This is a genomic window from Rhodococcus sp. AH-ZY2, from assembly GCF_030916465.1.
In the GTDB taxonomy this organism is placed as follows: domain Bacteria; phylum Actinomycetota; class Actinomycetes; order Mycobacteriales; family Mycobacteriaceae; genus Rhodococcus; species Rhodococcus ruber.
Map to the genome: position 1 here is coordinate 3,422,782 of NZ_CP126458.1, position 24,734 is coordinate 3,447,515.

General features: G+C 68.8%; 26 protein-coding genes and 4 tRNA genes. 2 read left to right on the forward strand and 28 right to left on the reverse strand.

Annotated features, from left to right (window positions below; genetic code table 11):
• Nucleotides 1-58 precede the first annotated feature (58 nt).
• The 22 genes from QNA09_RS16515 to QNA09_RS16620 all read right to left on the reverse strand — a co-directional run bounded on the left by QNA09_RS16515 (nt 59) and on the right by QNA09_RS16620 (nt 16,485).
• Nucleotides 59-1,306 (reverse strand): MCE family protein, encoded by a 1,248-nt coding sequence (locus QNA09_RS16515; RefSeq protein WP_040271967.1) that lies wholly within the window; start codon nt 1,304-1,306, stop codon nt 59-61.
• Nucleotides 1,306-2,580 (reverse strand): MCE family protein, encoded by a 1,275-nt coding sequence (locus QNA09_RS16520; RefSeq protein WP_172603613.1) that lies wholly within the window; start codon nt 2,578-2,580, stop codon nt 1,306-1,308. Before QNA09_RS16520 ends, QNA09_RS16515 begins: the two co-directional genes overlap by 1 nt.
• Nucleotides 2,577-3,824: an MCE family protein gene (locus QNA09_RS16525; RefSeq protein ID WP_010592013.1), complete on the reverse strand. Its 1,248-nt coding sequence runs from the start codon at nt 3,822-3,824 to the stop codon at nt 2,577-2,579. The genes QNA09_RS16520 and QNA09_RS16525 overlap by 4 nt, the downstream gene beginning before the upstream one ends.
• The gene (locus QNA09_RS16530; protein WP_010592014.1) at nt 3,824-4,819 is read right to left on the reverse strand and encodes an MCE family protein; all 996 of its coding nucleotides are present in this window, start codon (nt 4,817-4,819) and stop codon (nt 3,824-3,826) included. Before QNA09_RS16530 ends, QNA09_RS16525 begins: the two co-directional genes overlap by 1 nt.
• Complete coding sequence (locus tag QNA09_RS16535; protein ID WP_040271964.1) at nt 4,816-5,895, reverse strand: MCE family protein; 1,080 nt, start codon at nt 5,893-5,895, stop codon at nt 4,816-4,818. Before QNA09_RS16535 ends, QNA09_RS16530 begins: the two co-directional genes overlap by 4 nt.
• Entirely contained in the window at nt 5,892-7,259 is a 1,368-nt protein-coding gene (locus QNA09_RS16540) for an MCE family protein (protein WP_010592016.1), read from the reverse strand. The genes QNA09_RS16535 and QNA09_RS16540 overlap by 4 nt, the downstream gene beginning before the upstream one ends.
• Nucleotides 7,256-8,116, reverse strand: coding sequence for an ABC transporter permease (locus QNA09_RS16545; protein WP_026137591.1), 861 nt, complete (start codon nt 8,114-8,116; stop codon nt 7,256-7,258). Before QNA09_RS16545 ends, QNA09_RS16540 begins: the two co-directional genes overlap by 4 nt.
• 4 nt (nt 8,117-8,120) lie before the next feature.
• A complete protein-coding gene (locus QNA09_RS16550; protein WP_010592018.1) occupies nt 8,121-8,921 on the reverse strand; it encodes an ABC transporter permease in 801 nt (266 codons plus the stop codon).
• Nucleotides 8,922-8,929: 8 nt separating this feature from the next.
• Entirely contained in the window at nt 8,930-10,030 is a 1,101-nt protein-coding gene (locus tag QNA09_RS16555; protein ID WP_026137592.1) for an ABC transporter ATP-binding protein, read from the reverse strand.
• 318 nt (nt 10,031-10,348) lie between these two features.
• Nucleotides 10,349-10,735: a 50S ribosomal protein L7/L12 gene (gene rplL / locus QNA09_RS16560; RefSeq protein WP_003937621.1), complete on the reverse strand. Its 387-nt coding sequence runs from the start codon at nt 10,733-10,735 to the stop codon at nt 10,349-10,351.
• 105 nt (nt 10,736-10,840) lie between these two features.
• Nucleotides 10,841-11,374 carry a 50S ribosomal protein L10 gene (gene rplJ / locus QNA09_RS16565; RefSeq protein WP_308071982.1) on the reverse strand — a complete coding sequence of 178 codons (534 nt, stop codon included), beginning with the start codon at nt 11,372-11,374 and terminating at the stop codon, nt 10,841-10,843.
• 372 nt (nt 11,375-11,746) lie between these two features.
• Entirely contained in the window at nt 11,747-12,460 is a 714-nt protein-coding gene (rplA, locus tag QNA09_RS16570) for a 50S ribosomal protein L1 (protein ID WP_010592020.1), read from the reverse strand.
• 123 nt (nt 12,461-12,583) lie between these two features.
• On the reverse strand, nt 12,584-13,018 hold the full coding sequence (gene rplK / locus QNA09_RS16575; RefSeq protein WP_003937618.1) for a 50S ribosomal protein L11: 435 nt from the start codon (nt 13,016-13,018) through the stop codon (nt 12,584-12,586).
• A 70-nt stretch (nt 13,019-13,088) separates the two neighbouring features.
• Nucleotides 13,089-13,931, reverse strand: a complete 843-nt coding sequence (gene nusG / locus QNA09_RS16580; protein WP_102031344.1) for a transcription termination/antitermination protein NusG — start codon at nt 13,929-13,931, stop codon at nt 13,089-13,091.
• A 46-nt stretch (nt 13,932-13,977) separates the two neighbouring features.
• On the reverse strand, nt 13,978-14,400 hold the full coding sequence (gene secE / locus QNA09_RS16585; protein WP_010592022.1) for a preprotein translocase subunit SecE: 423 nt from the start codon (nt 14,398-14,400) through the stop codon (nt 13,978-13,980).
• Between the two features lie 32 nt (nt 14,401-14,432).
• Nucleotides 14,433-14,505: transfer RNA gene (locus tag QNA09_RS16590), tRNA-Trp, on the reverse strand.
• A gap of 174 nt (nt 14,506-14,679) precedes the next feature.
• Nucleotides 14,680-15,105, reverse strand: a complete 426-nt coding sequence (hadB, locus tag QNA09_RS16595) for a (3R)-hydroxyacyl-ACP dehydratase subunit HadB (RefSeq protein ID WP_010592023.1) — start codon at nt 15,103-15,105, stop codon at nt 14,680-14,682.
• Nucleotides 15,092-15,667: a (3R)-hydroxyacyl-ACP dehydratase subunit HadA gene (gene hadA, locus QNA09_RS16600; RefSeq protein WP_010592024.1), complete on the reverse strand. Its 576-nt coding sequence runs from the start codon at nt 15,665-15,667 to the stop codon at nt 15,092-15,094. The genes hadB and hadA overlap by 14 nt, the downstream gene beginning before the upstream one ends.
• An 87-nt stretch (nt 15,668-15,754) precedes the next feature.
• The gene (gene rpmG / locus QNA09_RS16605) at nt 15,755-15,922 is read right to left on the reverse strand and encodes a 50S ribosomal protein L33 (protein WP_003937613.1); all 168 of its coding nucleotides are present in this window, start codon (nt 15,920-15,922) and stop codon (nt 15,755-15,757) included.
• Between the two features lie 58 nt (nt 15,923-15,980).
• Nucleotides 15,981-16,056, reverse strand: a tRNA-Met gene (locus QNA09_RS16610).
• Between the two features lie 44 nt (nt 16,057-16,100).
• A tRNA-Thr gene (locus QNA09_RS16615) sits at nt 16,101-16,173 on the reverse strand.
• Nucleotides 16,174-16,402: 229 nt separating this feature from the next.
• A tRNA-Tyr gene (locus QNA09_RS16620) sits at nt 16,403-16,485 on the reverse strand.
• Nucleotides 16,486-16,632: 147 nt separating this feature from the next.
• On the opposite strand from QNA09_RS16620, the gene QNA09_RS16625 reads away from it, so the two are divergent.
• Complete coding sequence (locus QNA09_RS16625; RefSeq protein ID WP_010592025.1) at nt 16,633-17,124, forward strand: YajQ family cyclic di-GMP-binding protein; 492 nt, start codon at nt 16,633-16,635, stop codon at nt 17,122-17,124.
• 75 nt (nt 17,125-17,199) lie between these two features.
• On the opposite strand, the gene htpX is transcribed toward QNA09_RS16625, so the two are convergent.
• Together htpX and QNA09_RS16635 are read right to left on the reverse strand one after the other, a co-directional pair.
• Nucleotides 17,200-18,060 (reverse strand): zinc metalloprotease HtpX, encoded by an 861-nt coding sequence (htpX, locus tag QNA09_RS16630; protein WP_010592026.1) that lies wholly within the window; start codon nt 18,058-18,060, stop codon nt 17,200-17,202.
• Nucleotides 18,061-18,164: 104 nt separating this feature from the next.
• Nucleotides 18,165-19,211 (reverse strand): polyprenyl synthetase family protein, encoded by a 1,047-nt coding sequence (locus tag QNA09_RS16635; RefSeq protein ID WP_003937610.1) that lies wholly within the window; start codon nt 19,209-19,211, stop codon nt 18,165-18,167.
• A 137-nt stretch (nt 19,212-19,348) separates the two neighbouring features.
• Here QNA09_RS16635 and QNA09_RS16640 point away from each other — a divergent pair, with 137 nt between their 5' ends.
• Nucleotides 19,349-20,620 carry a geranylgeranyl reductase family protein gene (locus QNA09_RS16640; protein WP_010592028.1) on the forward strand — a complete coding sequence of 424 codons (1,272 nt, stop codon included), beginning with the start codon at nt 19,349-19,351 and terminating at the stop codon, nt 20,618-20,620.
• A gap of 11 nt (nt 20,621-20,631) precedes the next feature.
• Here QNA09_RS16640 and QNA09_RS16645 read toward each other — a convergent pair whose 3' ends face one another.
• The 4 genes from QNA09_RS16645 to menD form a co-directional block, all read right to left on the reverse strand.
• Complete coding sequence (locus QNA09_RS16645; protein ID WP_026137594.1) at nt 20,632-21,330, reverse strand: demethylmenaquinone methyltransferase; 699 nt, start codon at nt 21,328-21,330, stop codon at nt 20,632-20,634.
• Between the two features lie 64 nt (nt 21,331-21,394).
• A complete protein-coding gene (locus QNA09_RS16650) occupies nt 21,395-22,537 on the reverse strand; it encodes a glycosyltransferase family 1 protein (protein ID WP_017680024.1) in 1,143 nt (380 codons plus the stop codon).
• A gap of 88 nt (nt 22,538-22,625) precedes the next feature.
• Nucleotides 22,626-23,039 carry a DUF3592 domain-containing protein gene (locus QNA09_RS16655; RefSeq protein ID WP_010592032.1) on the reverse strand — a complete coding sequence of 138 codons (414 nt, stop codon included), beginning with the start codon at nt 23,037-23,039 and terminating at the stop codon, nt 22,626-22,628.
• A 7-nt stretch (nt 23,040-23,046) separates the two neighbouring features.
• Nucleotides 23,047-24,666 (reverse strand): 2-succinyl-5-enolpyruvyl-6-hydroxy-3-cyclohexene-1-carboxylic-acid synthase, encoded by a 1,620-nt coding sequence (menD, locus tag QNA09_RS16660; RefSeq protein WP_010592033.1) that lies wholly within the window; start codon nt 24,664-24,666, stop codon nt 23,047-23,049.
• Nucleotides 24,667-24,734 lie beyond the last annotated feature (68 nt).

Consider the following 24,734-nt stretch of genomic DNA (forward strand, 5'->3'; position numbering starts at 1 on the left):
CCCGCCGTCTGCGGGGGACGGGACGTCGTTTCTGAACTCACTGCACCAACCTACTTACCTACTTCGGGGTGACTCCGAGCAGCGGCGCGAGCTGCGTCGCGATCGGATTCAAATTGAGCTTGTCCGGGTCCTTCTTCGGCGTGAAGTCCCACGGCTGGATCGTGGCCGGGTCGGCGAACACGATCCGGTTCGCGCTCCGCACGCCGGTGACGCTGCCCTGCGGGACCTCGCAGGATGCCTCCGTGTTGAACGGGAAGTCCTGCTGGGTGTCGTCGAAGTTGGGATCCCGGCGCTGCATCTCGTCGAGGATCGCCTGGGTGCCCTCGTACCCGATGGTGCACGACGGCGGGTTGTTCGTCTCGAACAGGATGCCCAGCCGGACCGCACCGTCGCCGGGCGCCACGGTCCCGGCGCTGGCCGCGACGGCCGGCAGGAACGCGAGCAGCGGCTGCAAGGCCACCGCCTGCGGGCCGAGCTTGTCGCCGAGCAGCGCCAGGTTCGTCAGGTTCGCCGTCAGGCCGGGGCCCGAGTCCGCGACCAGCTGCGTGAGTTCCTCGCTCGCCGCCGTCCCGGTCTCGAGGAGGCGACGGACGTCCGGGTCGCTGTCGCGCAGCTGCGCGGTCACCAGGTCCAGATCCGCACTGAACTGCCGGATCGCCGACGCCTGCACCGACTGGGTGTCGAGCACGGTCTGGCTGTCGCGGATCAGCGACACCGTCTGGGGCAGGTACTGCACTCCGGCGTCGCTGAGCTGGGCCAGAGAGTCCACGAGGGTCTGCAGCTGGCCGCCGCGGCCGTCGAACGCGGCCCCCAGTTCGGTCACCACCGTGCGCAGCGAGTCCACCGGCACCGACCGGACGAGCGCGTTCGTGCTCACCAGGAGGTCCTGCACCGGCACCGGCACGTCGGTGGCGTCCTCCCCGATCACCGAGCCTTCCTCGAGGTAGGGACCCTCGTCGGTGTCCGGCAGCAGGTCGACGTACTGCTCGCCGATCGCCGAGCGGTTCGCCACCACGGCACGGGTGGACGCGGGGATCTGCGGCCCGCCGTTGTCGAGGAGGAGGGTGACGTCGATGCCGTCCTCGGTCAGACCGAGTTCCCCGACCCGCCCGACCGGCACGCCCCGGTAGGTGACCTCGGCGTTGGTGAAGATGCCCCCCGAATCGGCGAACCGGGCGTGGACGGTGTACTGCCCGAACCCGAGCAGGTTGTCGAGGCGCACGTACCGCGCGCCGACGAAGACCACGCCGAGCAGCGCGATCACCACGAACGCGACGATCTGTACCCGCAGCAATCGCGATTTCATCATCGCCCTCCCCCGACTCCGAGCTGGTTGAGCAGGCCTTCCAGCGGATTGGCCGGCGCTGCACCGGAGTCCGGCGCCGCGGCGGGCAGGCCGGGCAGCGTCACCCCCGGCGGCAGTTCGAGTCCCGCCGGCAGCCTCGGCTCCGGAAGCTCCGGCAGCAGCGAGACCGTGGGCCAGCCCCGTCTCGGCCCGTTGCCGTTGTAGTACGGATTCGACGGATCCACGACGGGCTTGGGCTCACCGAACTTGGGCTGCCGGTAGACCGGTTCACCCTGTCCGACGCCGAGCGAGGCCAGCGCGTCCCCGATCTGCATGTCCACAGCGAGGAACAGGTTGACCGAGCCACCGAGGGCGATCCTCTCGACCCCGTCCGAGAAGGGCACCGTCGGGATGAACGGCAGCGCCTTCACCAGGTCGTCCCCGGACGCGGCGAGCTGCTGCAGCGTGGGGCGCAGGGCCAGCAGGTCGGCGATCAGGTTCTCCTTGGACTGGTCGAGCACGTCGGTGCCCACGGTTCCCAGCCGGTCGAGCTGGACGAGCAGCTCGGTCAGCTGCGGACGCTGCTGCTCGAGCACCGCCGTGGCCACCGGCAGGTCGTCGAGGATCGCCGCGACCCGGTCGTTCTGCTCCGCGACCCGGACGGTGAGCACGTCGAGGCCGTCGAGAGCGCGGGTGATGTCGTCACGTTGCCGATCGAGACCGTCGATGAGCCGATCCGCCTGTTGCAGAAGGCTCTTCGTGGTGCCTTCGCGTCCCTCGAACGCGGTGGACAGCTCCTCGACCACGGGCTGCAACTGGCCGACGCCGCCACCGTTGAGCAGCAGCGAGAGCGCACCGAGTACGGGTTCGAGCTCCGTGGCGTGCCGGGTCCGGTCCAGCGGAATGACGTCGCCGTCGGCGAGCAGTTCACTCGACGGGTCGCTCGGCGGCGGAGTGAGCTGGACGAACTTCTCACCCAGCAGGCTGGTCTGTTCCACCGCGGCATACGCGTTGGCCGGCAACTCCACCGCCGAGTCCACCACGATCCCGACGTCCGCGGTCCACCCGTCGGGTCCCACGGACACCGTCTCCACCCGGCCGACGGGCACGCCGTCCACCTTGACGGTCGACTGCGGCACGAGGTCGAGCACGTCGTCGAACTGCACGGTCACGTGGATCGGGTCCGAACCGACGTCCGCGCCACCGGGCAGGGGCAGGCTCTCGGCGCCACCGCACGCGGACACCGCGAGGGCCGTCGCGCAGGCTCCGGCACCGAGAATCACCGAGCGTCTCACTGTCCGCCCTCCTCGAGGTTCAGGCGCTGGGATTCGACACCGGGCACGGTGCCGGGCACCACCTGACGCTGGATGTTCTCGCCGCTGAGGACACCGAACGGCAGGATCAGATCCGGGGTCCGGATGTCGTTGGTGATCTGTTCGGCGAGGCCGGAGCACTGATCGATCAGCGGCTGCATCTGTCGGCCCAGCTGCTCGAACCTCGGGTCGCCCGGCACGAGCCGACCGAGATCGATGAGCTTGCACATCACGCCGGCCGGGTCCTGCAGGTCGGTCACCACCAGACGGGAGGCGAGCGACCCGGATTCCGCGTCGTAGGAGTTGACCAGGTTGCTCACGGCCAGGGGCAGCAGGGTCAGCGAGTTCACCAGTGAATCCCGGTTGGCAGCAAGGTTGTTCGTCACGGGGACCAGGGCGTCCACGTTGTCCTTCAGCGCCGCCTGATTGTCGTTCACGAACTGTGCGACCACCCCGAGCGACTCCGACAGCTGATTCAGCGCGAGCCCGAGGTTCTCCCGCTCACCGGCCAGGTAGCCCGACAGGTCCGACAGCTGGGTGTTGAACTCGCGCACCTGCTGATCGTTCGCCGCCAGCGCAGACACGAAGATCTGCAGGTTCTCGATGGTGCCGAACAGGTCACCCCGCGACTCGTTGAGCGTGCGCGACGCGGCGGAGAGCTGCTCGATGGTCTGGCCGAGCGCAGCACCGTTGCCCTCGAGGTTCTCGGCGCCGGTCTCCACGAAGCGGGTCAGTGCCCCGTCCTTGTTCGCGCCCTCCGGGCCGAGAGCCCGCGACAGTTCGTCGACGCTGGCGTACAGTTCGTCCACCTCGACGGGGGTGGCGGTCCGTTCCCGCGGGATGATGGCGCCGTCGGCCATCGTCTCGCCACCGGTGTACGCGGGAGCGAGCTGCACGTAGCGGTCCGCGACGACCGACGGGGTGATCTGCACGGCTTTGGCGTCGGCGGGGATGTCGACGCCGCGGTCGACACGCATGTCCACCCGCACCTGGTCCCCTTCCGGGACGACCGCGGTGACCTTACCGACCTCGACGCCGAGGACCCGGACGTCGGACCCCTCGTACACGCCGACGGCCTTGTCGAAGTACGCGGTGATCTCGGTGGTGCCCATGCGGTTGAAGACCCACCACAGCACGCCCGCGATCAGCACCACGGCCGCGACGATCGCGGCGATCAGCACGATCGGGCCGCGCCGTGAGCCGCCACCGGACTCGGCATGCGACATCAGTTCTCTCCCAACGTGCGAACCGGATCGCGGTATCCGGGGATCTCGGGCAATCCGGGCGGAATGAGGTTGACGACGACCTGGTCGAACCAGCGGCCGTTGCCGACGACGTTCGAGTACAGCCGGACGAACGGCTCGTACAGCTTCATCGCCCGGTCCAGATCGTCGTTGCGGTCCTGCAGGATCTGGACGACACCCCGCAGCTGGTCGAGCGCCGGACCGATCGTCGCCTCGTTGTCACGGACCAGGCCGGTCAACTCCGCCGACAGCCGCTGCGTCCCCGTCAGCAGCTGTGAGATGGCCTGCTGGCGGTTGTTGAGTTCGGCGATCAGCAGCGCTCCGTCGCTGATCAGCCGGTTGAACTCCGCGTTCCGGTCCGCGAGGATCTGCGACGTCCGGCCGGTCGCCTCGAGCAGCCGCTTCAGTTCCTGGTCCCGGCTCGCCACCGTCTGCGACAGCCTGGTCACGCCGTCCAGCGAGGCCCGGATGTCGTCCGGTGTCTCGGAGAACGCCTCCGAGAGGGTGTCGAAGCTCGTGGCCAGCTGCTCGGAGTCGATCTCGCCCAGAGTGGTGGCCGCCGACGAGAACGCCTCGATCACGTCGTACGGGGCGACGGTGCGCGACAACGGAATCCGATCGTCCGGATCGAGCACCTCCGTGCCCCGCGGCTCCAGGGCGAGGTACTTCTGGCCCAGGATGGTCTTGATCTGGATCGAGGCGGAGGTGTCGTCGCCGAGCCAGGCGTCCTTGACCTTGAACGACACGAGCACCCGGTCACCGTCGAGCTCGATGTCGGTGACTTGGCCGACCTTGACGCCGGCGATGCGCACCTCGTTGGTGGGTTTGAGGCCGGCCGCCTCGGTGAACTCCGCGCGGTAGGTGGCGCCGGCCCCGATGATCGGCAGCGAATCCAGGAAGAAGGCCGACAGGGTGGCCAGCAGGACCACGAGAATCCCGAGGGCGCCGGACACGGCCGGACTGCGACGTCTGCTCATCGTCCCTGCAACTCCTGCATCCCGTCCTGCGTACAGCGCTTCGCGGCATTGGTGTAGATCGGCTGGTTCACCGTGGGAAGACCCGTCGGCAGATTCAGGTACGGAACCGAACCCGGACCGGCGATCACGTCGATGCCGCACAGGTAGAACTGGAACCACGACCCGTAGCTCGCGACCCGGCCCAGCTTCTCGAGCTTGACCGGAAGGGTCGCAAGGATCTCGTCGACCGCGTCGCGGTTGTTGTTCAGGTTCGCCCCGAGCTGCTCGACCGCCGTGATCGAACCGGCGATCGCCGGCCGGGTCGGCTCGAGCAGATCGGCCGTCGCGTCCGTCAGCCCGGCCAGCGACTGTACTGCCGCACCCACCGTGTCGCGGTCGGCGGCCAGTCCGCTCACCAGCGCCTGGGTGTTGACGAGCAGCGAGTCGAGCTGCGCGTCCCGCTCGTTGATGTTGGTGAGCACCGAGTTCAGGTTGTCGATGACCGCGCCGATCACCCGGTCCTTGTCGGCGATCGTGTTGGTCAGGCTCGCCGTCGTGCGCACCAGGTCGTCGATGGTCCCGGATTCGCCCTGGAACACCTGGACGATCTGCGAGGACAGCGTGTTGACGTCCTCGGCGCTGAGGGTCTGGAACAGGGGGCGGAAACCGTTGAACAGGGTGGTCAGGTTCACGGCCGGTTTGGTGCGTTCCAGCGGGATGGTGTCGCCGTCGGTCAGCTTCATCCCCTGCATGCCCTCACCCTGGTCGAGAGCGATGTACCGCTGGCCGACGAGCGTGCGGTAGCGGATCGTCGCCGTGGTCGCGGCGGGCAGCCAGTCCCGATCGGACACCGAGAACGTCACGCGCGCCTCGCTGCGGTCCACGATCTCGATCTCCTCGACCTGGCCGACGCGGACGCCGGCAATGCGGATGTCGTCACCCTCGTTGAGCGAGGTCACATCCGAGAAGATGGCGTGGAACTTCGTCCCGCCCCCGCCGCCGAGGCTCGCGATGGTCGCCGCGAGCATCCCGGTGGCGAAGATCGTGACCACGGCGAAGACGATCAGCTTGATCAGTGGTGCTGCCAGGCCTCTCATCGGAAGCTCACCTCCGTTCCACGCAGTGCGGGCGCACCCAGGCGCGTCGTCCAGGTCGGCACGTCCTCGGGCGCGATGCCCGTCGCCTCCCCGTACACGACGTCGAGGGCGTCCTGCTCGGCCCGGGACCCGGAGTACGCGACCTGCGCCGTCGCCGGGGTCGTCCCGATCAGCTCGCCGACGTCGTTCGGCACCCCGGACCCCTCGGGCGCCGGGAAATACGACATGGACTCCGGCCCCGGATTCCGGGACGGCACCTGGTAGGAACCGTCGTTGATCGAGCCGCCGGGGTACTGCGGGAAGAACCGTCCCGGGGCCGTGACGTTGTCGTAGCAGGTGGGGCCACGAGTGTCGAGCAGGCGCGGCTCGTCCTGGTTCGGCAGGTACCGGCCCTTCGGATTGACGAACTGGATGCTCGCCCGGACGCCGGGGAACGGGTCGTCGGCCGCGAGCACGCCGGCGGCGGCGGGCGCCGCGTCGGCGAAGCCCTTCAGCATGCACGGGTACGACGGCGAGTACCGCGCCAGCAGCTGCAGAGCCTGCTTGGAGTCGGCGGCGATGCTGATGATCGAGGCGGCGTTCTGTTCGAGCAGCCCGGCGGTCGCCGACGACGCTCCCGTCGCCGTGACGAGCAACGTCTCGAGCTGGTTCTCCTGCTCGACCACCGTGTTGCCGGTGGTGCGCAGGTTGTCGAGGGCACTGATCAGATCGGGCGCGGCGTCGGAGTAGGTCTGGGAGAAGTCCGCGAGTCCGCGCAGATCCTCCTGCACGGCCGGGAGTTCCACGTTGACCTCGCGGAACACCTGTTCGAGCCGGTCCACGGTCTGCCCGAGGGTCTCGCCGCGTCCGCTCAGGCCCTGGGCCAGGGCGCCCAGGGTGTTCGCGAGGTCCTGCGGCGGGATGGCCTCCAGGAGGGGCAGCAGGCCGTCGAGCACCTCGCCGAGTTCGACGGTCTCGGCGCTCGTGTCCTGCACCAGGGTGTCCCCTGCCTGGACCGGGCGCGCCGGCTGGTCCGGCAGGATCAGCGAGACGTACCGTTCGCCGAACAACGTCTTCGGCAGCAGCTGAGCGGTCGCGTTCGCGGGGATCAGGGCGGCCTTGTCCGGTTCGAGCGCGAGATGCGCGGTCACCGTCCCGCCCTCGGCCGTCGTGCCGCGCACCTCGCCGACGATCAGCCCCCGCACCTTGACGTCCGCGTTCATCGGCAGCGCGTTGCCGATCTCGTCGGTCACGAGGTCCACCTCGACGACCTTCTTGAAGGTCTTGTTGTACATAGCGATCGTGACGAACAGGAACAACCCCAGCACGACGAAGAACATGAGGCCGAGGACCCTCCGCTTGAGGGTCGAGGGAGTCGGGTTCATCCGGCCACCCTCACGGTCGTGGAGGTGCCCCAGATGGCGAGGCTGAGGAAGAAGTCGAGCACGGCGATCGTAACGATCGCGGTGCGGACGGCACGGCCGACAGCCACGCCGACGCCGGCCGGACCACCGCTGGCGTTGAAGCCGTAGTAGCAGTGGATGAGGATCAGGAAGAACGCGAAGACGAGCACCTTCGCGAACGAGTACAGCACGTCCTCCGGTGGCAGGAACAGGTTGAAGTAGTGGTCGTACGAACCCGACGACTGCCCGTTGAACATCGTGCTGATCACGCGTGTCGCGAGGTACGCGGCGAGCAGGCCGATGATGTAGAGCGGGATGACGGCGACGAAACCGGCGATCATCCGGGCGGTGACGAGAAACGGCACCGACGGCACCGCCATCACCTCGAGCGCATCGATCTCCTCGCTGATCCGCATCGCACCGAGCTGGGCGGTGAAACCACAGCCCACCGTCGCCGACAGCGCCAGCGCCGCGACGATCGGCGCGAGTTCGCGCGTGTTGACGTATGCCGACAGGAAGCCGGTGAGCACCGAGGAGCCGAGTTGCTCGAGGGCGGCATAGCCCTGCAGACCCACGACGACGCCGGTGAATCCCGACATCATCGCGATCACGCCGATGGTTCCGCCGATGACGGCGAGCGCGCCGCTGCCGAAGGTGACCTCGGCGAGCAGCCGCAGCACCTCCTTGCGGTAGTGGACGAGGGTGCGTGGGGTCCAGGCGATGGCCCGCGCGTAGAACGACATCTGGTCGCCTGCCCGATCCAGCATGTCGAGAGGAGCGCGCACGATTCTGCGCCCGCGGAGCCAGATGACATCTCCGCGGCCCTTTGCGATTGTCATCGAGTCAGGATCCCTTCGCCGGAACGATCTGCAGGTACACCATCGTCAGGATCAGGTTCGCGAAGAACAACAGGAGGAAGGTGATGACGACGGTCTGGTTGACGGCCTCACCGACACCCTTCGGTCCGGCGCCGGGGTGCAGGCCCTTGTAGGCCGCGACGACGCCGGCGATGACACCGAAGATCGCTGCCTTGATCTCGGCCACGTAGAGGTCGGGTAGCTGGGCCAGGGCCGAGAAGGATGCCAGGTAGGCGCCCGGAGTTCCGCCCTGCAGGATGACGTTGAAGAAGTAGCCGCCGGCGATGCCGACCACGGACACCAGCCCGTTGAGCAGCAGCGCGACGAGCACCATCGCGAGCACGCGCGGGACCACGAGGCGTTGCACCGGGTTGATACCGAGCACCTCCATCGCGTCGATCTCCTCGCGGATCGTGCGTGACCCGAGGTCGGCGGTGACCGCGGAACCGGCCGCGCCGGCGATCAGCAGCGCGGTCACGATGGGACTGCCCTGCTGGATCACCGCCAGTACGCTGGCGGCGCCGGTGAACGACTCCGCGCCGAGCTGCTTGATCAGCGACCCGGTCTGCAGCGAGACGACGGCACCGAACGGAATCGCCACGAGGGCGGTGGGCAGGATCGTCACGCTCGCGATGAACCACGCCTGCTCGATGAACTCGCGGAACTGGAACGGCCGGCGGAACAGGTTGCGCACGACGTCGACGAACAACTCGACGATGTTTCCGGCCTGGGTGAGTGCACCGTGTATCGGACGCACGAACGAGCTGGTGCCCGAACCGACCCCCATGTGTTCTCCTAGCTGGTGTGGTGGCGGGCGGACTCGTCGTACCCGTCACCGGGGTACGCCGGAATGACCTGCGTGTCGTCGTCGCGGTAGGAATGGTCCTGATACGCCGGTGCCGCGTGCGATCCGTTGCTCTCCTCGAAGGATTCGAGGATGGCGTGCTGGGCGGGCTCGGGCAGGGTGTGGAGGATGTGCCGCACCCGGTCCTGCCGGCGGCGCACCGCCTGCCGCTCGGGCATCCCCGGGGTGGCTTTCATCTGCGGGACGATGCCCTCGATGTCGTCCACGCCACCGGCGTGATGCCCGGCCTCGACGAGCGCCTGTTCCTGCGCCATCGTGGCCTCGTCCTTCTCCTCCGACATCCCGATCGGCCCGATCATGGTGCCGTTGAGGAACTGCTTGACCACCGGCTCGTCGCTGGTGAGCAGCACCTCACGCGGACCGAACATCACCAGTTCGCGCCGGAACAGCATGCCGATGTTGTCCGGCACCGTGCGCGCCAGGTTGATGTTGTGCGAGACGATCAGGATCGTCGCGTCGATCTCGGCGTTGATGTCGATCAGTGTCTGGGAGATGTAGGTGGTCCGTACGGGGTCGAGTCCCGAGTCCGGCTCGTCGACCAGGATGATCTGCGGGTCGAGCACCAGTGCCCGCGCCAGCCCGGCGCGCTTGCGCATGCCGCCGGAGATCTCGCCGGGCAGCTTGTCCTCGGCGCCGAGCAGACCGACGAGCTCGAGCTTGTCCATCACGATCTTGCGGATGTCGGACTCGGACTTCTTGGTGTGCTCGCGCAGCGGGAACGCCACGTTGTCGTAGAGGTTCATCGACCCGAACAGCGCGCCGTCCTGGAACAGCACCCCGAACAGCTTGCGGATCTCGTAGAGCTCCTTGCTCGAGCACTGCAGGATGTCGGTGCCGTCGATGACGATCGAGCCCTGCTCCGGCCGCAGCAGACCGATCAGCGACTTGAGGAACACCGACTTGCCCGTGCCGGACGGGCCCAGCAGGGCACTCACCTCGCCCGCCGGGAGGGTCAACGTCACGTCCTGCCAGATCCGCTGAGACCCGAAGGACTTCGTCAAGCCCTCGACAGCTACTTCGACTCCCACCATTACCTCCGCACGGCTCGATGCTGTTCCCCACTGTGGATTGCGTCACTGTAGCGCATCGAAGTGTTACCTGTGACACGGGATCCTACTAGCGAGTAAGAACACAGGTCAACTCGGGCATAACACCCGTCGATCAGGGTGATGACCTGCGTCTTTGCCGTCCCCGTGCGGCATTGACGTCAACCTATCGCGGATGCATTCCGCGTGCCCGCCGAACCGGTCACGAATGCGCGAAAAGGCCGCTGCCCACGGACGTGAATCCGTGGGCAGCGGCCTTGCCGGATCGCTCGACCGGGATGCGGTCGGGCAGCCTCGTTCGTCTTACTTGACGGTGACCTTGGCGCCGGCCTCTTCGAGCTTCGCCTTGGCGGCGTCGGCAGCGTCCTTGGCGACCTTCTCCAGGATCGGCTTCGGAGCGCCCTCGACGAGGTCCTTGGCCTCCTTCAGGCCGAGGCCCGAAACGATCTCGCGGACGACCTTGATGACCTGGATCTTCTTGTCGCCGGCACCCTCGAGGATGACGTCGAACTCGTCCTGCTCGGACTCGGCCTCGGCGGCAGCGGCCGGGGCGCCGGCAGCGGCGACGGCGACCGGAGCGGCAGCGGTGACCTCGAAGGTCTCCTCGAAGGCCTTCACGAACTCCGAGAGCTCGAGGAGGGTCAGTTCCTTGAACGCGTCGAGCAGCTCTTCGGTGGTGAGCTTCGCCATGGTGGCGGTCCTTCCTTGTGGATCCCATGTCGCTGATCCGCGACCGGATGGGATACGCGCCGGGGCGCGCGGGGTGGGTGGGTCAGTGATTCGCGAGGGTGCGGATCAGCTTGCGGCAGACTCCTGGTCCGCCTTCTTCTCCTGCAGAGCGGCCGCGAGACGGGCCACCTGCGAGGCAGGAGCGTTGAACAGGCCGGCGGCCTTTGCCAAGTTGCCCTTCATCGCGCCGGCGAGCTTGGCCAACAGCACCTCGCGGGACTCGAGGTCCGCGATCTGGTTGACCTGTTCCACGGACAGCGCAGCGCCGTCCATGTAGCCGCCCTTGATGACGAGCGCCTTGTTGTCCTTCGCGAAGGTCTTCAGGGCCTTCGCAGCGTCGACCGGCTCGCCCTCGATGAACGCAATGGCGGTCGGTCCGACGAACAGGTCGTCAAGGCCCTCGACGCCCGCCTCTGCGGCGGCACGCTTGACCAGGGTGTTCTTGGCGACGGAGTAGGTGGCACCCTCTCCGAGAGCGCGTCGCAGCTGCGTCAGACTGGTCACCGACAGACCACGGAACTCCGTGATCACGGCGGCAGTCGAGTCCTTGAACTGCTCGGTGATCTCCGCAACCGCGGAAACCTTCTCAGGCTTTGCCATACTTCGCCTCCTCTCAGTAACAGTCGTTTTCCCGCTCGGGAAGTTCCACTCGAAATCCGTAAAATGCAAAACGCCCCGGTGCAGGGCACACGGGGCGTACAGAGAGAAGGACGGCATCGCGAACGATGTCGTATCTCCCCTACCTCGTCCTCCTGCGTGGGCCGCCGGGCAATCCCGGACCTTCAACCGAATCCGCACGCGGACCCGGTGACCAACGGTCTTGGGTAGAACATGATCGGGGTGAAGATCGGCACGCGCCGAACTCCGCGAGCCAGCGTACCCGACGGGACGCGCCGACGCAAAACGGCCGGCACGGAGCAGTTCCGTGCCGGCCGTTCGTGCGTTGCCTGCGAAGACCGGGTACCGGTCTCCTTACTCGGCGTCCTCGAGGAGGTTCCGGGTGCGCGACGGATCCACCGGGATGCCCGGGCCGGTGGTGGTCGCGATGGTGACCTTCTTGACGTAACGCCCCTTCGCGGTGGACGGCTTCGCACGCAGGACCTCGTCCAGCGCGGCAGCGTAGTTCTCCACCAGCTTCGCGTCGTCGAACGACGCCTTGCCGATCACGAAGTGCAGGTTCGAGTTCTTGTCGACGCGGAAGTTGATCTTGCCGCCCTTGATGTCGGCGACGGCCTTCGTGACGTCCGGGGTGACCGTGCCCGTCTTCGGGTTCGGCATCAGACCGCGCGGACCGAGGACACGCGCGATGCGGCCGACCTTGGCCATCTGGTCCGGGGTCGCGATCGCGGCGTCGAAGTCCAGCCAGCCGCCCTGGATCCGCTCGATCAGGTCCTCGGCGCCGACGGCGTCCGCACCGGCGGCCTCGGCCTCGGCGGCCTTCTCGCCCACCGCGAACACGATGACGCGGGCGGTCTTACCGGTGCCGTGCGGCAGGTTGACCGTGCCGCGGACCATCTGGTCCGCCTTGCGGGGGTCCACACCGAGGCGCATGGCGACCTCGACGGTGGCGTCGTAGTTCTTCGACGAGGTGTCCTTCGCGAGCCGAGCGGCCGCGAGGGGGCTGTAGAGCGTCGAGGCGTCGATCTTCTCAGCGGCGGCGAGGTACGCCTTGCTGCGCTTTGCCATTGTTCTGTCCTAACTTGTCACCGGAAGGTGAACGGTTCGGTCGTGGTTGTCGAGCCTGGCCGGCCCTCCCACGGATTACTGCTGCCGGGCACTGGGCCCTGCGGGTCCCGAGCGGCGCTGCGCTCAGCCCTCGACCGTGATGCCCATCGAACGCGCGGTGCCGGCGATGATCTTCGCGGCGGCCTCGACGTCGTTGGCGTTCAGGTCTTCCTGCTTGGTCTTGGCGATCTCGCGCACCTGGTCCATGGTGACCTTCGCGACCTTGGTCTTGTGCGGCTCGCCGGAGCCCTTCTGCACACCCGCGGCCTTCAGCAGCAGCTTGGCTGCCGGCGGGGTCTTGAGCTTGAAGTCGAACGAGCGGTCCTCGTAGACCGTGATCTCGACCGGCACGACGTTGCCGCGCTGCGACTCGGTCGCCGCGTTGTACGCCTTGCAGAACTCCATGATGTTGACGCCGTGCTGACCCAGCGCGGGGCCGACCGGCGGAGCCGGGTTGGCCTGACCTGCCTGGATCTGGAGCTTGATGAGCCCGGCAATCTTCTTCTTCTTCGGGGGCATCTCTATTCCTAGTTTCTTGCTCGGTGTGGTTCTTGCGTACTGCTATCGCAAGTTTGAGTGGGTCGGACCGTCAGATCTTCGACACCTGGTTGAAGGACAGCTCCACCGGGGTCTCACGACCGAAGATCGACACCAGGACCTTGAGCTTCTGCTGCTCGGCGTTGACCTCGCTGATCGACGCCGGCAGCGTCGCGAACGGCCCGTCCATGACGGTGACGGACTCGCCGACCTCGAAGTCCACCTCGATGGTGGGCTTGGCAGCGGTCGCAGCGCCTTCGGCGGCACTGGTCGCGGCGGCGGGCTTCTTCTTCGCCTGCTGCGGCAGGAGGAACTTCACGACCTCCTTGATCGTCAGCGGCGACGGGCGCGAGGTGGCACCCACGAATCCGGTGACGCCGGGGGTGTTGCGCACCGCGCCCCACGATTCGTCGTTCAGTTCCATCCGCACCAGGATGTAGCCCGGCAGGACCTTGCGGTTGACCTGCTTGCGCTGGCCGTTCTTGATCTCGGTGACCTCTTCGGTGGGCACCTCGACCTGGAAGATGTACTCCCCGAGGTCAAGGTTCTGCACGCGGGTCTCGAGGTTGGCCTTGACCTTGTTCTCGTAACCGGCGTAGGAGTGCACGACGTACCAGTCGCCGGGCTCGAGCCGAAGCTGCTTCTCGAGGGCCTCCGCGGGATCGACCTCCTCGGCCGGGGCCTCCGCGGGCGCCTCGGGCTCGTCACCGGCCGTCTCGTCGGTTTCGATGCCCGTCTCTGCCGTCTCGTCGGCCGGTTCCCCGGCCGTCTCGTCGGCCGGTTCCCCTGCCGACTCGTCGGCCGCGTCCACGGTCACGGAGTCGTCGACAAAGACCTCGTCCGAAACGCGCTCTTCGGCCGAGGGCTCGTAGGAGTCGTTCTCGGGGGTGCTCACCGGGCACTTTCCTCTCGTCGATCACATTTGCCGGCACGCTGACGCGCTAGCCGAACAACCAGCTGACGCCCTTCACGAACGCCAGATCCAATCCAAAGATGAACGCGGTCATGACCGCCACGAAGACCACGACGACCGTCGTGTACGTGACCAGCTGCTTGCGATTCGGCCAGATCACCTTGCGCAGCTCGGCGAGGACCTCACGGAAGAAGCGCCGCAGGCGCTTGAAGATGTTCTCGGTGCCCTGGGCACCGGAGCGAGCGGCGGACTTGGCCGGCTTCGATTCGGGCCGGCGACCTGCCGCCACCGCGGTCGACGCCGGAGCAGCGGAACGCCGCGGGGACTTCTTGCCGGTGGGGGCAGCGGATGCGGAGGAAGCGCCGGGGGTCGCGTCGGTCGCCGATCCGGCGTCCTCAGGGCTGGAAGTCCCTGCGGTACCGCCGTCGCGCTTACCGCGCTCCTCGCTCACATCGTTCCTCTCGGTCGCTGGCCGTCCGGGGGCAGGGGCGACAGGACTTGAACCTGCAACCTGCGGTTTTGGAGACCGCTGCTCTGCCAATTGAGCTACGCCCCTCTGGTCGATGCCTCCGCCGGAAAACCGGCGTCTCGATCGACCCATCTGCGACCACATGACATGCGCGCCACCCCGTGAGCCGTTACGGCCTTCGAGAGCAGCGCGCTGCGCTATGCGATCCCAGAAGTCTTAGTGTACTTCATAGCCCCGGGACAAACCCAATCCGCCGGCCGGTCAGGCCAGACGGACCGTTGCCGTGGCCCGCCCGAAGATCTTACGTCCCTCGGACTTCGCCACGATCGCGACCACTGCTGTCTTGCTGTCCGCGTCCACCGACTTGACCTTGCCGGAGAACTCCACCTCGGCGGCCCGGTGGGCCTCGACGTAGACCGGACTGGTGAACCGAACGTTGTACTCGGTCACCGCCCCTGGGTCACCGAGCCAGTCGGTGACGAAGCCGGCCGCGATGCCCATGGAGAGCATGCCGTGGCCGACCACGTCGCGCAAGCCGGCGAGCTTGGCGACCTCGTCGCTCCAGTGGATCGGATTGGGATCACCCGACACACCCGCGTAGTTCACGAGGTTGCCACGGGTGAGCGTCACCACCCGCACGGGCAGCTCCTCACCGACGGCGACGTCCTCGAACCTACGGCGCGACATGCATCATCACATCCTTGACTGCGTGGGCGATGTTCTCGTCCACCTCGCCACCGGTGCGGCCCACCAGGGTGGTCCACGAGGTCATCACGAGGTTGTCGTGCTGATCGGTGATGATGTTCTTGGTGGTGATGATGTCGCTGCCGGCAGCCTGACGGAAATCGTCGAGGTACACGTCGCAGAACAACCGATCGCCCACCTGGATGGGCCGGTGGAACACCAGCCGCTGGTCCGTCTGCATGATCTGGCTGAGGTCGTATCCGGTGACGACCTCGTCGAACAGCTTGCGCTGGGCGATCATGCCGACGATGGAGATGAAGGTGAGGGGCGCGACGAGGCCGTCGTAGCCGAGGCCCTTCGCCGCTTCCTCGTCGTGATGTGCCGGATTGTTGTCCAGCACGGCGCGCGCATACTCGCGGACCTTTTCCCGCCCGACCTCGTAGAAGTCCTCGACGCGATAGTGGTGACCGACCATCGAGGCCGCATGTGCCGCTACATCGAACTGGATCCCGGCCTGTTCGGTGCCGTCCACGACCGATTCTTCACTCACGAATGTGCCCGTCATACGCAGAACTCCCGCAACTTCGCCCGGACGCCGGCCGGCGTGGGCGATTGTGCGGGGAGCTCACGCGTCGACGTCGACCCTGTACGACTACTTCGACTCGCGGTGTGCGCGATGAGTGCCGCAGTTGGGGCAGAACTTCTTCAGCTCCAACCGGTCGGGGTCGTTGCGACGGTTCTTCTTCGTGATGTAGTTGCGGTGCTTGCACACCTCGCAGGCCAGGGTGATCTTCGGCCGCACGTCGGTGGAGGAGGCCACGGGATGCCTTCTTTCGCGTCAATCTGATCAACGACGATCAGGGTGGTTCATTCAACTGTGGTAGCGGTGACCGGACTTGAACCGGCGACGCAACGATTATGAGTCGTTTGCTCTACCAACTGAGCTACACCGCCTCGGTGTCGAGTGTCGCGAACAACGGCGGCACCACAATCCAGCGAGCCCCCTGACGGAATCGAACCGTCGACCTTTTCCTTACCATGGAAACGCTCTGCCGACTGAGCTAAGGGGGCGCGACCACCGTGAGCATCTCTGCTCGCTGCGGCCTCCAAAAGATTACACACACTCCTCTGCAGGAACAAAATCGCCAGTTCAGGGGCCGTAAATCGACTTTTTCACCCCTCGGCCGAACACCCGGAGGCGCTCTGAAGTCTGCGCCCGCCGAAACCCGGCGACTGGTCGGTACCGGAACGTCTGCGAACGCAGAACGGCCCCGATCCGTTCGGATCGGGGCCGTTCCGGTGGCAGGTGTAGGATTCGAACCTACGTAGGCGTAAGCCGACGGATTTACAGTCCGCTCCCATTGGCCGCTCGGGCAACCTGCCGGGCGCGATCGGGACCGTGTCCCTGGCGCGTTTGAAACAATACAACGCACACCCCCCTGTTGTGCAAACCGGGTGGACAGCGGCACTGCGCCACCCGATAGCGTCGGGGCGGCAACCCGTACAGAACCGATCCGAAGTGGAGTGCACGTGGCTGATTCGTCGTTCGATGTGGTGAGCAAGGTCGACCGCCAGGAGGTGGACAACGCGCTGAACCAGGCCGCCAAGGAACTCGGCACCCGTTTCGACTTCCGCAACACCGGGGCGGGCATCGAGTGGAGCGGCGAAGAGTCCATCACCCTGACCGCCGACACGGAGGAACGCGTCAAGGCCGCCCTCGAGGTGTTCAAGGAGAAGCTGATCCGGCGCAATCTGTCCCTGAAGTCCTTCGACGCCGGCGAGCCCACCCAGTCCGGCAAGGTCTACAAAATCAGCGGGTCCCTGGTGCAGGGCATCAGCACCGAGAACGCCAAGAAGATCTCCAAGCTGATCCGCGACGAGGGACCCAAGGGTGTCAAGGCGCAGATCCAGGGCGAGGAGCTGCGCGTGACCAGCAAGAAGCGCGACGACCTGCAGGCCGTGATCGCACTGCTCAAGAACGCCGACCTCGACATCGCGCTGCAGTTCGTCAACTACCGGTAGGCAGTGCATCGACTACCAGTGCGTCCGGTAGCCGGTGCGGGCGGTAGGCGGTGCGTCCGGTAGGCAGTGCGGGCGTCAGCCCCCGCGGGCCATGCGCTCGAGCCGGTCGATGCGCTCCGCCATGGGCGGGTGGGTCGAGAACAATCGGCTCACCCGCTCCCCCGGACGGAACGGGTTCGCGATCATCATGTGCGACTGCGCGGCGATCCGAGGCTCGGGGGGCAGGGGCGCCGCCCGGGTGCCCTGCTCGAGTTTGCGCAGCGCCGAGGCCAGCGCCAGCGGATCTCCGGTGAGTTCGGCGCCGGACTGATCCGCCTGGTACTCGCGGGAACGCGACACCGCGAGCCGGACGACGGTCGCCGCGATCGGACCGAGCAGCGACACCAGCAGCAGGGCCAGCGGATTCGTGCCCTGGTCGCGGTTGCCGAACATGTTCGCGAAGAACGCGAGATTCGCCAGCCCCGAGATCACCGCCGCCATCGCACCGGCCACCGAGGAGATCAGGATGTCCCGGTTGTAGACGTGCGACAGCTCGTGCCCGAGCACCGCGCGCAACTCCCGCTCGTTCAGGATCTGCAGGATCCCGGACGTGCAGCACACCGCCGCATGGCGGGGATTGCGGCCGGTCGCGAACGCGTTGGGTGCGCTGGTCGGGCTGATGTACAGCCGGGGCATCGGCTGATGCGCCGTGGTCGCCAGCTCGCGCACGATCCGGTAGATCACCGGCGCCTGTACCTCGGTGATCGGCTGGGCATGCATGGCCCGCAACGCCAGCTTGTCGCTGTTGAAGTAGGCGTAGGCGTTCATCCCGACGGCCAGGACGATCGACCCGATCAGGATCGTCGGGTTGCGGAACAGGGCGCCGATGAACACGATGAGGGCGGACATCCCGATGAGGAGCCCCGCCGTCTTCAGCCGGTTCGCATTCCCGTGCACGTCACGCCTCTTCCCGTCGATCTGGCCCGAGCGTTCAACGAAGCGGGGTGGGGCGCGGGTTCCCCGCCGTCACCGGCCGAAACGGCGTCCCGACGTGCGGGCCCCTACCCCACGCGCGCGATCGTGTAGTCGACGAGCCGGCGAAGGGCCTCGTTCGCCGGACCCTGCGGCAGCGACGCCAGCTCCGCGCGGGCCTTGTCCGCGTACTCGCCCAGCGTCCGCTTCGCCGCAGCCATTCCCGGCGACCGCGCCAGCAGCTCCAGCGCCTCGGTGACGGCGGCTTCGTCCTCGACCGGTCCGGCGAGCAGTTCGCGCAGCCGATCGGCTTCGGGCCCCGTCTCACGGAAGGCATACAGCACCGGCAGGGTGTGGACACCCTCGCGCAGGTCCGTTCCCGGCGTCTTGCCGGACTCCGTCGACGCCGACGAGATGTCGATGATGTCGTCGGCGATCTGGAATGCGGTACCGACGGCGTCGCCGAGCCGTTCCAGATGCGCGATCTGGTCCTGGTCGGCGCCCGAGAACGTCCCGCCGAAGCGTCCGCTCGTCGCGATCAGCGAGCCGGTCTTCTCCCACACGACCTTCAGGTAGTGCTCGACCGGGTCCCGATCCTTCCCGCTGCCGATGGTCTCGCGCATCTGCCCGGTCACGAGTTCGGCGAACGTCTCGGCGATGGTCCGTACCGCAGCGGGACCGAGCGTCGACACCAGCCGCGACGCGTGCGCGAACAGGAAGTCCCCGGCGAGGATGGCCACGCTGTTGCTCCACCGCGCGTTCGCGCTGGGTGCGCCCCGGCGCATGGTGGCCTCGTCCATCACGTCGTCGTGGTACAGCGTGGCCAGGTGCACGAGTTCGACCGCGGTCGCCGCCGTCACGACCGCCGGATCGTTCGGCTTCGGACCGAGCTGGGCGGTCAGGAGGGTGAACAGCGGACGGAACCGCTTGCCGCCGGCCTTGGCGAGATGCAGTGCGACCTCGGTCAGGAAGTCCTCGCCGTCGGAGAGCTCGGAGATCAGCACTTCCTCGACCCGGGCGAGACCGTCCCGGACGGCGCCCGCCAGGACCGGATCGCCGAGGTCCACCCCGGCCACCACCGTGTCCGACGTCGCGCCGGACGGACCGGCGGACTGCGCCGCCCCTTCAGTGCTCACGATGAGGTACCCATCCTGTTCTGTCGACCCGGCTACCGCTGTCCGCTGTCGAATCGGCTCCACGGTAGTGAACCTAGCCGCTCCGCCGGTCGGCTACCTCCCCGAGGCACCGAAGCCGTACCTGGAAGGATGGAGCCGTGGTGGCAGAACACGCTGGGTCCGAACCGCGGCCCGACCTTCCGGAGCTCCCCGACCGTACCGACGTGCTCGTCGTCGGCGCAGGTCCTGCCGGGTCGGCGGCCGCCGCCTGGGCGGCCCGCGCCGGCCGCGACGTACTGCTCGTCGATGCCGCGACCTTCCCCCGGGACAAGACGTGCGGCGACGGCCTGACCCCGCGGGCGGTGGCCGAACTCGACCGCCTCGGCCTCGGCGACTGGGTGCGCACGCGCACCGTCAACCGGGGCCTGCGGCTCGAAGGCTTCGGTCGCAGCCTCGAACTTCCGTGGCCGTCGGGTTCCTTCCCGGCCCAGGGCAGCGCCGTGCCACGCACCGAACTCGACGACCGGATCCGCCGCGTCGCCCTCGAGTCGGGCGCCGCGGCCGCCGAGGGAACAAAGGCCGTCGCCGTCGAGCGCGAGGGAACGCGGGTGACCGCGGTGACCTTCGCGACCGCGCGCGGTCCGCGCACCGTCGGGTGCGAACGACTCGTCGTGGCGGACGGGGTCCGTTCTCCGCTGGGCAGGCTGCTCGGCCGGCAGTGGCATCGCGACACCGCGTACGGGGTCGCGGCCCGCGCCTACGCCACCTCCCCCCGCAGCGACGACCCGTGGATCACGTCGCACCTGGAGCTGCGCGACGACGCCGGCACGCTGCACCCGGGCTACGGCTGGGTGTTCCCCCTCGGCACCGGGGAGGTCAACATCGGCGTGGGCACGCTCGCCACCTCCAAGCGGCCGGCCGTCGGGTCGCTGCGCCCGCTGATCGAGCTGTATGCGTCGCGGCGGCGCGGCGAGTGGGGACTCGGCGAGACGACCCGGGTGGCGTCGGCGCTGCTGCCGATGGGCGGTGCGGTGTCCGGTGTGGCGGGCCCGAACTGGGCCCTGGTCGGCGACGCCGCGGCGTGTGTGAATCCGCTCAACGGCGAGGGCATCGACTACGGCCTCGAGGGTGGGCGGCTCGTCGCCGGCGTCCTGGATGCGGACGATCTCACGCAGCTGTGGCCGGCCCTGCTGCGCGAGCGCTACGGGCGGGCGTTCTCCGCAGCCCGGCGACTGGCCGGGCTGCTGACGTTGCCGCGGTTTCTGCCGGCCACCGGGCCTGTGGGGATGAGTTCGACGTCGCTGATGACGGTGGCCGTCCGGGTGATGGGCAACCTCGTCACCGAGCGCGACGAGGATGTCGTCGCACGGGCGTGGCGGGCCGGGGGCGGCGCGTCGCTGCGCTGGGACCGCCGACCGCTCTTCGCCTGAGCCGCGTCCGGTCAGCGCACCGCCCGGTGCAGGGCCACGATCCCGCCGGTGAGGTTGCGCCACTGCACCGACCGCCAGCCCGCGGCCCGGATCCGCTCGGCGAGCTCGGGTTGCGCGGGCCACGCCCGGATCGACTCGGCGAGATAGACGTACGCGTCGGGGTTGCTGCTGACGGTCCGCGCGACCCGCGGCAGTGCCCGCATCAGGTACTCGAGGTAGAGCACGCGCAGCGGAGCCGAGACGGGTGTGGCGAACTCGCACACCACGAGGCGGCCGCCGGGTTTGGTCACCCGCGCGATCTCGCGGAGCCCGGCCTCGAAGTCGGAGACGTTGCGCAGCCCGAAGGAGATGGTGGCGGCGTCGAAGACCGCGTCGGCGAAGGGCAGGCGCATCGCGTCGCCCGCGACCATCGGCACCTGCCGGAACGCGCCCGCCTGCAGCATTCCCGTGGAGAAGTCGGTGGCCACCACCCACGCACCGGACCGGCCGAGTTCCACCGTCGACACCCCGGTGCCGGCGGCCAGATCGAGGACGCGCTCCCCCGGCCGCAGGTCCAGCGCCGCCCGGGTGGCTCGTCGCCAGCTGCGGTCCTGCCCGAAGGAGAGCACGGTGTTGGTGATGTCGTATCGCTGGGCGACGCCGTCGAACATCGACGCGACCTCGCGCGGATCCTTCGCGAGCGAGGCCCGCGACCCGTGAGTAGTTGCCACGGTCGAAACGTTACCGCTACGCGCTGTGCCGACGTTACCGCTACGCGCTGTGCCGACGTTACCGCTACGCGCTGCGCCGCAGCGTGCCCGGCCGGACCGAGCAGACCTGCTCGTAGTGCCCGAGCAGTTCGTGGCACACCGCGGGCCAGGTGCGGCCGAGCACACCGCGCCGCGCGGCCGCGCCGAACCGGGCGCGCAGCACCGGGTCGGCGAGTGCGCCGACCGCGCCCGGCAGCAGGTCGGTGAAGCCGTCGACCGGCAGCCGATAGCCGTTGCGGCAGTGCGCGACGAGATCGCGTGGGCCGCCCGCGTCGGGCGCGATCGCGGGGACGCCGCTGGCGAGCGCCTCCTGCACGGCCTGGCAGAACGTCTCGTGCTCGCCCGGATGGACGAACACGTCGAGGCTCGCGTAGGCGTCGGCCAGGGCGTCACCGCCGAGGTGGCCGGTGAACACCGCCCCGGGCAGGGCCGTCTCGAGCCGGGCGCGTTCGGGGCCGTCCCCGACGACGACGAGCCGGTAGCGGGGGTCGGCCGACAGGACCGCGAGACGGTCGACGTGCTTCTCCGGGGCGAGCCGGCCCACGAAACCCACCACGAGCCGGCCGTCCGGCGACCAGGCCCGGCGCAGCGCGTCGCTGCGCCGGGCCGGGGTGAAGCGTGCGGTGTCGACGCCCCGCGCCCAGCGGTGCACCCGGGGGATGCCGTGCGCGGCGAGGTCCGCGGCGGCGGCCGTCGACGGCGCGAGCGTGCGGTCACAGGCCCGGTGGATCCGGCGTGTCCACTGCCAGGCGGCCCGGGCCGCGAGGCCGAGACCGTAGCTGGACGCGAATCCGGCGACGTCGGTCTGGTAGACCGCGACGGTGGGCAGGTCGAGCCTGCGGGCCGCGCCGAGGCCGCCGGCACCGAGCAGGAACGGCGACGCCAGGTGCACGACGTCGGGTGCGAATCCGCGCAGGATGCCGGTGAGCGCGGGCTGTGGCAGCCCCACGGGCAGGGAGCTGACCTTCGGCACGTGCACCGCCGGCACCCGATGCACCGGGATGCCGTCGTGATGGGCGGGCGCCGGCGGCAGACCGGCGACGGTGTCGGGAGCGACGACCAGGGCCTCGTGGCCGTGGCGGTCGAGGTGCTCGAGCACGCGCAACACCGAGTTGGTGACGCCGTTGACGTTCGGGAGGAAGGATTCCGCGACGATGGCTACTCGCACCGGCCCAGCATCGCCGTGGCGGCGGTCCGGGCGGGGTGGTCGAGGTGTCCGCCGGGCGAAGTTCCGGCGAATCCTCCCGGCTGCACCGCTACGCGCGCGCCTCGCTGCGCCGCCGGAGATACGTGAGCACGGGGGCCGCGACCAGCCATGTCACCACGATCAGCGAGGCGGCGGGCACGAGGGCGACCCGGGCGTCGCGGCCGGTGACCCGCACGAGGTCGGGGTCACTGCGGGCGTATTCGACGGCGATCCGCTGCCCGGCCGTGAGTCCCGTCGGATACAGCACACCGAGCTCGGGATTGTGGGTGACACCGTCGGGGGTGACGAAGCTGATCGCCGAGCGCAGCGACCCGGCGGAAAGCACCTCTGCCGTGGCGGTGCCCATGTCGGAGGCGATCAGATGGTCGTTGCGCCACGCCGCGAGGACCAGGATCACGGCGAGCACCGAGATGCCGATCGCGACGCCGAGCACCGCCCGGCGTGCCCTGTCGATTCCGCTCATGCGTCCGTCACAGCTGGGCGCGCACGGCCGCGTGCAGTTCCCGCAGGCCGGAACGGTCGGTGATCACCTCGAGCACCCGGATACCGCCGGGGAGCTCGGCCCGGTCGGCCAGCGCGGCGGTCAGTGCGGGAAGGTCCACCCGCTCGTGCGGTACCCGGTACGCGGCACACAGCGCGGCGAGGTCCATGCCGTGCGGGGTGCCGAACACCCGCTCGAAGACGCCGGCGTACTGCGGGTCGCCCTGCTCGAGCAGCTCGAAGATGCCGCCGCCGTCGTCGTTGGCGACGACGACGGTCAGGTTCTGCGGTCGCGGTTCGGCGGTGCCGATCAGCAGCCCCGACGCGTCGTGCAGGAACGTCAGGTCACCCATCAGGGCGACGGTGCGGCCCTGCGGGTAGGCCAGGGCGGCGCCGACGGCGGTCGAGACGGTGCCGTCGATGCCCGCGACACCCCGGTTGGAGAGCACGCGCACCCCGTCGCGCGGGTAGCTCACCAGCGCCGCGTCGCGCACCGGGTTGGAGGCCCCGAGCAGCAGCTGGTCCCCTTCCCGCAGCGCGTCGGTGACCGTCGCCGCGACGTGCAGGCCGGTCGGCTTCGGATGGGCGTCGAGCTGGGCGCGCACGGCCTTGTCGGTGTGGGCGGACAGGTTCCGGCAGCGTTCCAGCCAGGCCGGATCGGGCCGGCCGGTGACGACGGCGCGGGTGCCGGTGGCTAGGACGTTGCCGGACACGTCGGGCCAGCGCGGTCCGGTGGTGAGGGCGTACACCGCCACCGACGGATCGGCGAGCAGCTTGGAGACCGGCCGGTGCAGAGTCGGCCGGCCGGTGATGATCGCCTGCCGCGGCTTCAGATGCGGCAGCGCCATCGGATGCAGCGGGACACCGTGGAGCGGCGCGGTGGGTTCGGCCACGGTCGGCAGTGCCGACAGTTCGGGCCGGTAGGCGGAGCCGTGCCCGGAGATCACCACGGTGTCGGCGGTGATGTCGAGGTCCATCGGCACGTCGAGGGTGGCGTGCACGGTGGTGGTCCAGGCGCTGCCGTCGGGGCGGCCCTCGGGTCCCGGGCCCTGGGCGTGCACGTCCGGGACGAGCGGCTCGCGCAGCGGGATGTCGAAGTGGACCGGACCGGCGTTGCCGGAGCGGGTGCCGCGGGCGGCGGCGAGGACGCGGCTGACCGCGGAGCGCCACTGGCTGTTCTGCTCGATCCCCTCGGCCAGGCCGAGGCTGATGGTGGCGCGGACCTGGGTGCCGAACATGCCGAGCTGTTCGACGGTCTGGTTGGCGCCGGTGCCGAGCAGCTCGTAGGGCCGGTTGGCGCTGAGCACCACGAGCGGCACCCGGGCGTAGTTGGCTTCGAGCACGGCCGGCGCGAGGTTGGCGACAGCGGTGCCGGAGGTCATCACGACGGGCACCGGACGGCCGGAGGCAACCGACAGGCCGATCGCGAGGAATCCGGCGGTGCGCTCGTCGATGCGCATGTGCAGCCGCAACCGGCCCGCATTGTCGGCGGCCTGCAGCGCGAAGGCGAGCGGTGCGTTGCGGGAGCCGGGGCACAGCACCACGTCGCGGACGCCCCCTCGGGCGAGTTCGTCGACGACGGCGGTGGCCTGGGCGGTGGACGGGTTCACGGAACCCAGAGTAGTGCGGGGCGGGCGGCGCGCCCCGGTCCCCCGGGCGGCGCGCCCCGGTCCCCCGG